Source organism: Micromonospora arida (assembly GCF_003857035.1).
In the GTDB taxonomy this organism is placed as follows: Bacteria; Actinomycetota; Actinomycetes; order Mycobacteriales; family Micromonosporaceae; genus Micromonospora; species Micromonospora arida.
Genome location: NZ_QGSY01000095.1, coordinates 1 through 6779 on the forward strand (window position 1 = coordinate 1; position 6779 = coordinate 6779).

Below are 6779 nucleotides of genomic sequence, written 5' to 3' on the forward strand. Positions count from 1 at the left end.
ATCATGAGGTTGACGTGGCTGACAGAGATCACAGTCCACGTCAACCTCATGATCGACTCAGAGGGTGGGGGTTGGGGTGGGAGTTGGGCGGAGGACTCCTAGGCGTTGGGTGGCGCGGGTCAGGGCTACGTACAGGTCGCTGCGCCCACGGGGGGACTCGGCCACCATCCGGTCCGGGTCGACCACCAGCACCGAGTCGAACTCCAACCCCTTGGCCTGCGCGACTGTCAACATCACCACCCGGCTCTCCAGCTCCGGATGCTCGCCGACGGCGGCCTCCGGCAGGGCGGCGGTCACCGCCGCGCCCAACTCGCCCACCCGGCCGGCGGGCACGAGCACACCGAGCCGCCCTTCGGTCAGCCCGGCCGCCTCCCGGGTGGCCTCGGCGACCAACTCCGCCGCCAGCCGACCGTCGGGCACCGTCCGGTCCCACGGCGGTACGCCGCTCTCCCGCACCGAGCGCGGCGGTCGCAGCGCCGGGTCGATCTCGGCCAGTACGTCGGCGGCGACCGCCATGATTTCAGCGGGAGTGCGGTAGCTGACCGTCAGCTCGGTGAGCCGCCACCGCTGCTCGACGTACGGGGCGAGGGCATCCGCCCAGGACGGCGTGCCGCTCAGCGCGCCGGTCTGTGCCACATCCCCGACGATGGTCATCGACCGGCTCGGGCAGCGGCGCATCAGCAGTCGCCAGGCCATCGGCGAGAGCTCCTGCGCCTCGTCCACGATCACGTGGCCGAACGCCCAGGTGCGGTCGGCAGCGGCCCGCTGCGCGGTGGTCAGCCGGTCGGCCTCCTCCTGCCGCTCCAATAGCCGATCGGCGTCGATCAGGTCGGTCACGCCGAGGATCTCACCGCCCTCGGCCTCGTCCTCGACGTCGATCGAGCGGGAACCCCGGGCGATCTCCAGCACGCCCTCGGCGTACTCCCGTTCCATCATCCGGATGCGGTCCCGGCGGGCGGCGGCGGCGCGTTCGTCCTCACCGAGCAGTTCGGCGGCCTCGTCCAGCAGCGGGACGTCGGCCGGCGTCCAGCCACCGCGCTCGCGCCGCAACAGCGCCCGCTCGTCCTCGCTGAGCATCGGCGCGGCGGCGGCGATCCGGTCCGGGTCGGCGTACAGGTCGGCGAGCAGCCGCTGTGGGGTGAGCACCGGCCACAGCCGGTCCAGGGCGGCCTGGATCTCCGTCTCCTCGCGCAGTTCGCGGCGGATCTCGGCCCGGTCCGCCTCGTCGAGGAGGTTGTCCCCGCCGAGCGGGTCGGCGCCGATCCGTTCGGCCACCTGGTCGGCGAGCGCGTGGACGATCTCCACGTCGAACAGCGCGCGGGACAGGTTGTGCGGTCGGTCGGCGCGGCGGACCCGGTCCCGGGCCGCGCGCACGATCTCCGGGTCGAGGGTCAGCGTCTCCCGCTCGACCTCGATCTCCAGCGGCTCGTCCGGCACCCACTGCCGGTCCCGTACGGCCAGCGCCAACACCTCGGCCAGCACCGCCCGGCCCTTGAGCGCCGCGGTCTCGGCCGGCTCGGTCCGTTGGGCACTCACCCCGGGAAAGAGATCCCCCTGGGTACGCAGCAGCACGCCGGTCTCGGCCAGCGTCGGCAGCACCTGGGAGATGTAGCGCAGGAAGGTCGCGTTCGGGCCGACCAGCAGCACACCGCGGCTGGAGAGTTCCCGGCGGTGCGTGTAAAGCAGGTACGCCGCACGGTGCAGCGCGACAGCGGTCTTGCCGGTACCGGGACCGCCCTGGACCACCATCACGCCCGGGAGTTCCGCGCGGATGACCTCGTCCTGTTCGGCCTGGATGGTCTCGACGATGTCGCGCATCCGGCCGGTACGGCCCGCGTTGAGCGCGGCGAGCAGCGACGCCTCACCGGTCAACTCCTCGTGGGCGCCGGGGGAGGCGGTGTCGATGTCGAGGACCTCGTCGTTGAGCCCGGTCACCTTGCGCTGTCGGGTGCGCAGGTGCCGGCGACGGCGTACGCCCTGCGGGTTCGCGGCGGTGGCGAGGTAGAACGGGCGGGCGGCGGGTGCCCTCCAGTCCATCAGCAGCGGGTCGTAGTCGCCCCTGGTGTCGAAGATGCCGATCCGGCCGATGTAGCGGCGGGAGTCGTCGTCGCCGTCGAGACGGCCGAAGCAGAGCCCGTTCTCCACGGCGGAGAACTGTTCGACCTGATCGGCGTACATCGCTACCGAGCTGTCGCGCTGCGAGCGGTCCTGGAGGGTGCCGCCGGTGTTGTGCAGCTCGGCGGTGAGCCGGTGGGCAGCCTGCTCACGCAGTTGGTCCAGCCGGTTGTAGAGCATCGAGACGTACTCCTGCTCGCGACCGATCTCGTCGTCGAGCGGCAATTCGCCGGAACCGCCGGAGTGCCTTGACAAGCCGTCTCCCTAAAGATTAGAATCCTTTGCAGGAACGGCTTTCAGCCGTTCTTTTTTGTGCCTTCGAACTGTTGAAGATAGCGCGTTCCGCCGGTTCTCACCAAGCCGGGCGGTCCGGCGCGCCGGTGATCGCGAGGTGGCGGCGGATGATCCTGCGGACCGGGCAACGGATGGTTTTCATCGGGGACAGCATCACCGATTGTGGTCGACGTGACGTCGCCGCGCCCTACGGCAGCGGATATGTGAGTCTCGTGCGCGCCCTGGTCGACGCGCGGCACCCGGAGTTGGAGCTGGAGTGGGTCAACCGGGGTGTGGGCGGCGACACCGTGCGCGACCTGGCCGCCCGCTGGGACGACGACGCCATCGCCGAGCGCCCCGACTGGCTCGCGGTGCTGATCGGCATCAACGACATCTGGCGGCACTACGGTGACCGGCCGGATGAGGCCGTCGGCATCGAGGAGTACGAGCGAACCCTGCGTGACCTGCTCCGTCGGGCGGTCGACGCCACCGGCTGCCGACTGATCCTCGGCGACCCGTTCTTCATCGAGGCCGACCGGAGCGTCCCGCAACGCGCCGACACCGACCGGTACGCGGCGGTCGTGGCGGGGCTGGCCACCGAGTTCGACGCGGTGCACGTGCCCAACCAGGCGGCGTTCGACCGGGTGCTGGCGGTGAGTCCGGCGACGCGCTGGGCCGACGACCGCGTCCACCCGCACCTGCCCGGCCACGCGGTCCTCGCCGACGCGTACCTCAGCGCCCTCGGCGTCTCCTGACCTCGGCCTGACCCAGAGAAAAAGCGCCGGGCCGACCGTCAGGTCGACCCGGCGCGAACACCGCGGAGATCAGCCGCGCGCGGCCTGGTAGAGCCGCTCCGGCGTCACCGCTCCGGCCAGCACCCGGCCGTCGTCGGTGAGCAGGACGCTGAACAGTTTGCTGGTGAGGAGCCGACCGCTGCCCCAGTCACCACTGACCGCCGGCAGCCCGCCGAGCAGCTTCGACATGTCCAGGTCCGGCCCGGCGGCGGCCTTGGGAGCGGCCGGCTTCGTGGCGGGCTTGCGGCCGACATCGGCCCCGTCGAGGCGGCCAACCAGCACGGTCGTCCAGCCGTCGCCGACCGCGCGGACCTGCGGGTCACCCTTCGGCTCGACGTGACCGGGCTTGCCCGTGGGGCGTTCGGCCTTCTCCTCGTTGACCGTCACGCCGGGCGGCGGGTTGAAGCGGAACTGGTCAGCGTCGGGGCGGCGGTAGTCGACCTGGGTGAAGGCCACCTCGAACGCCGGCCGGTCGCTGCCCTTCGCGAGCACCTCGAAGCGCAGCGGCACATGCTGCTTGGCGTCGATGGCGATCCGCAACTGGTGCACCAGGGAGTCCTGGTCGCGCGGCTGGAGCACCAACTCGTACGCGTCGCGGCCGGCGACGGTGGCCGACCGGCCCACGCTGACCTCGGTGCTCGGGTCGATCGCGTCCAACGCCAGGTCGGCGGCCTGCTGCGGGGTGGCCGGCAGGCTCGCCGCCGGCTCGGGGGCGGGCTTCCAGGCCCCGGCGTCTCCGCCCAGCGTGCGGTGGGTGGCGGTGTTGCTGCGGCTCTGCCACGTCCACAGGTCCCGGCCGTTGCGGATGATGTCCTGCTCGCCCAGCGTGTCCATCAGCGCGACCCGCTGCTGGTCCGGCCCGGAATACCAGACCCGCAGGGTGTGGGTGCCGGTCAGCAGGGTGGTCAGCTCGTTGCCGGGAACCAGCCCGACGAGGGGCGGCAGGCCGAGGTCGGCGCGTTGCACGACGGTCCCGGACAAACCCTCCAGCCGGGATGTCTGCAGGTCGACCAGGAGCTGAGCGGCGGTTCGGGGCGGCAGGCTCGGCTCGGCCTCGGCGGCGAACGTGCCGATCGCCGCGCCACCGCCGATGACGGCGACGGCCGCGGTGGCCGGAACCAGCCAGCGAAGGACGGGACGGCTTCTCAGGACGGACATGGTGGCACCTCCTGCGGCCATCTTGCCTCGCCCGTGCTGTGAACGGGCTGAGGACACCGAACCGCGCTGATTGACCCGGGTGGCACCCTTGAGCTGTGCGGGTGCTGGTGGTGGAGGACGAGGCCCGGTTGGCGGCTGCCCTGCAACGCGGTCTCCAGGCGGAGGGGTTCGCGGTGGACGTGGCGGCAACCGGCCCGGCGGGCCTGGACGCGGCCCGGCACGGCGGGTACGACGCCATGATCCTCGACGTGATGCTGCCCGGCCTCTCCGGGTACGAGTTGGTCCGGCGGCTGCGCGCGGAGCAGCACTGGTTGCCGGTGCTGATGCTGTCCGCCAAGGACGGCGAGTACGACCAGGCCGACGGCCTCGACTGCGGCGCCGACGACTACCTGACCAAACCCTTCTCGTACGTGGTGCTGCTGGCCCGGCTGCGGGCCCTGCTGCGTCGGGGCGCGCCAGAGCGCCCGACCGTGCTGGCGGTTGGTGACCTGCGGCTGGACCCGGCCCGCCGGCGGGTGACCCGGGCGGACGCCGAGGTGGCGCTGACCGCGCGGGAGTTCGCGCTGCTGGACTACCTGGAGCGCCGGCCAGGCCAGGTGATCTCCAAGGTCGAGTTGTTGGACCACGTCTGGGACGCGAGCCTGGAGACCGCGCCGAACGCCGTCGAGGTGTACGTCGGCTACCTGCGCCGCAAGCTCGGCCGGGACCGGCTGGAGACGGTCCGGGGCGCCGGCTACCGGCTGGCGACGTGACCGCCGACGGCCCGGCACCCACCCGGGCCGGGGTCGGCTGGATGCCGGTCCTCGGGCTGCGCGGGCGGCTCATGGCGATCGGTGTGGTCGGTCTCACCATCGGGCTGGCCCTCGGCGGGGTGGTGCTGCTCGGCGCGCTCAGCTTCGTGCTCCAGCGCACGGTCGACACCGAGGCGTTCCGTACGGCCGACGCGGTCGCGCTGCTCGCCGCCGAGGACGCGCTGCCCGACCCGCTGCCCGTGGCCGGGGGGCAGGTCCGCGTGCAGGTCGTCGACGGGCAGGGACGAATCCGGGCGGCCTCGATCGACGCCGACCGTCTGGTGCCGATGGTCCGCCCGGAGCGACTGAACCGCGACGGTCGGCAGCGGTTGGAGGTGCCAGCCGAGCGGGTCGGGCTCGTCGGCCCGGTCCGGGTGGTCGCCGTACCCGCCGGCACCGCGGCCGACCCGCTCACCGTGCTGGTCGCCCGCTCGATGGCCGACGTGCGGCACAGCACCCATGTGGTCCGGACCATCCTGCTGGTGGCGTTCCCGCTGCTGGTGGCCGTGCTGGCCGGAGTGGCGTGGCGGGTGGTGGGGGCGACCCTGCGGCCGGTCGAGGCGTTACGTCGAGGTGCCGAGGAGATCACCGGGAGGGCCGGCGCCGGCCGGCTGCCGGTGCCGGCGTCGGCCGACGAGATCCACCGTCTGGCGGTCACCCTCAACGGCATGCTGGGCCGGCTGGAGTCCGCCCGCGTCCGGCAGCGGGCCTTCGTCTCCGACGCCGCACACGAGCTGCGCAGCCCGTTGACCAACATCCGGACCGAGCTGGAGGTTGCCCAGCGCCTCGCCGACCGGACGGACTGGACGGCGGTGACCGCCAACCTGCTCGCCGACACCGACCGGTTGAGCCGCCTGGTCGACGATCTCCTGCTGCTGGCGCGGCTGGACGAGGCCCCGCCGACCCGGGGGACCGGCCCGGTGGAGCTGGGCGCGTTGCTGACCGAGGTCGCCGCCCGCTACCCGTCGCCGCCGGTGCGGGTGAGGCTGCCGGCCGGCCCGCTCTGGACGATCGGCACCGTCGAGGAGTTGCGTCGCGTGCTGGCCAACCTGGTCGACAACGCGGTACGGCACGCGTCCGGCAGTGTCGTGCTCGCCGCCGAGGCGACGTCGACGGAGGGCTCCGCGGTCAGGCCTGGCGTCGGGGCGTACCACCTGGTGACGGTGACCGACGACGGCCCGGGGATCGCGTTGGCGGACCGGGAGCGGGTCTTCGACCGGTTCACCCGGCTGGATGACGGACGGGCCCGCGACGACGGGGGCGCCGGTCTGGGGCTGGCCATCGTCCGGGAGTTGGTCCGACGCGCGGGCGGCAGCATCACCCTGACCGACGCGCCGGAGCAGCGAGGACTACGGGTGTGCCTGCTGCTGCCAGCGTTGCCGGCCGAGGACGGCCAAAGGTAGACGGTCCGTGACGGCGGCCTCCCCCCAACCGCCCACCGATCCCCCTTTGCTCTGCACCCGCGGATGCGACAGCTACGCAACGTGATCATCGCCGACACATGTTGTAGCGGCGGTCGCGACGTTTCAGCTGCTCATCCGAGGTGGTGCGTATAGGTAAGCAGAGCAAAGCCTGGGCCGGAGTTGTGGGCGGGGCGTCGGGCGTGACGGCGTGTCACGACGGGCTCGTCAACGGGTAGCCCACGCTG

Annotated in this window: 5 protein-coding genes; 3 read left to right on the plus strand and 2 right to left on the minus strand. The window is 72.5% G+C overall.

Annotated elements, in window-relative coordinates; all coding sequences use genetic code 11:
- Positions 1 to 57 precede the first annotated feature (57 nt).
- On the minus strand, positions 58 to 2370 hold the full coding sequence (locus DLJ58_RS04335) for a HelD family protein (RefSeq protein ID WP_124853960.1): 2313 nt from the start codon (positions 2368 to 2370) through the stop codon (positions 58 to 60).
- A gap of 146 nt (positions 2371 to 2516) precedes the next feature.
- On the opposite strand from DLJ58_RS04335, the gene DLJ58_RS04340 reads away from it, so the two are divergent.
- Entirely contained in the window at positions 2517 to 3143 is a 627-nt protein-coding gene (locus tag DLJ58_RS04340; protein WP_124853961.1) for an SGNH/GDSL hydrolase family protein, read from the plus strand.
- 69 nt (positions 3144 to 3212) lie between these two features.
- Here the strand turns inward: DLJ58_RS04340 and DLJ58_RS04345 are convergent, their stop codons facing one another.
- Positions 3213 to 4340 carry a LolA family protein gene (locus tag DLJ58_RS04345; RefSeq protein ID WP_124853962.1) on the minus strand — a complete coding sequence of 376 codons (1128 nt, stop codon included), beginning with the start codon at positions 4338 to 4340 and terminating at the stop codon, positions 3213 to 3215.
- Between the two features lie 95 nt (positions 4341 to 4435).
- Here DLJ58_RS04345 and DLJ58_RS04350 point away from each other — a divergent pair, with 95 nt between their 5' ends.
- Both DLJ58_RS04350 and DLJ58_RS04355 read left to right on the plus strand, forming a co-directional pair.
- Complete coding sequence (locus DLJ58_RS04350) at positions 4436 to 5092, plus strand: response regulator transcription factor (RefSeq protein WP_124853963.1); 657 nt, start codon at positions 4436 to 4438, stop codon at positions 5090 to 5092.
- 71 nt (positions 5093 to 5163) lie between these two features.
- Positions 5164 to 6534, plus strand: a complete 1371-nt coding sequence (locus tag DLJ58_RS04355) for a sensor histidine kinase (protein WP_124853964.1) — start codon at positions 5164 to 5166, stop codon at positions 6532 to 6534.
- Positions 6535 to 6779: the final 245 nt, after the last annotated feature.

Excerpts from the sequence above, each read along its gene's own strand:
- DLJ58_RS04340 (WP_124853961.1), top strand. The coding sequence starts at position 2,517 with ATGATCCTGCGGACCGGGCAACGGATGGTTTTCATCGGGGACAGCATC.
- DLJ58_RS04345 (WP_124853962.1), bottom strand. The coding sequence starts at position 4,340 with ATGTCCGTCCTGAGAAGCCGTCCCGTCCTTCGCTGGCTGGTTCCGGCC.
- DLJ58_RS04355 (WP_124853964.1), top strand. The coding sequence starts at position 5,164 with ATGGCGATCGGTGTGGTCGGTCTCACCATCGGGCTGGCCCTCGGCGGG.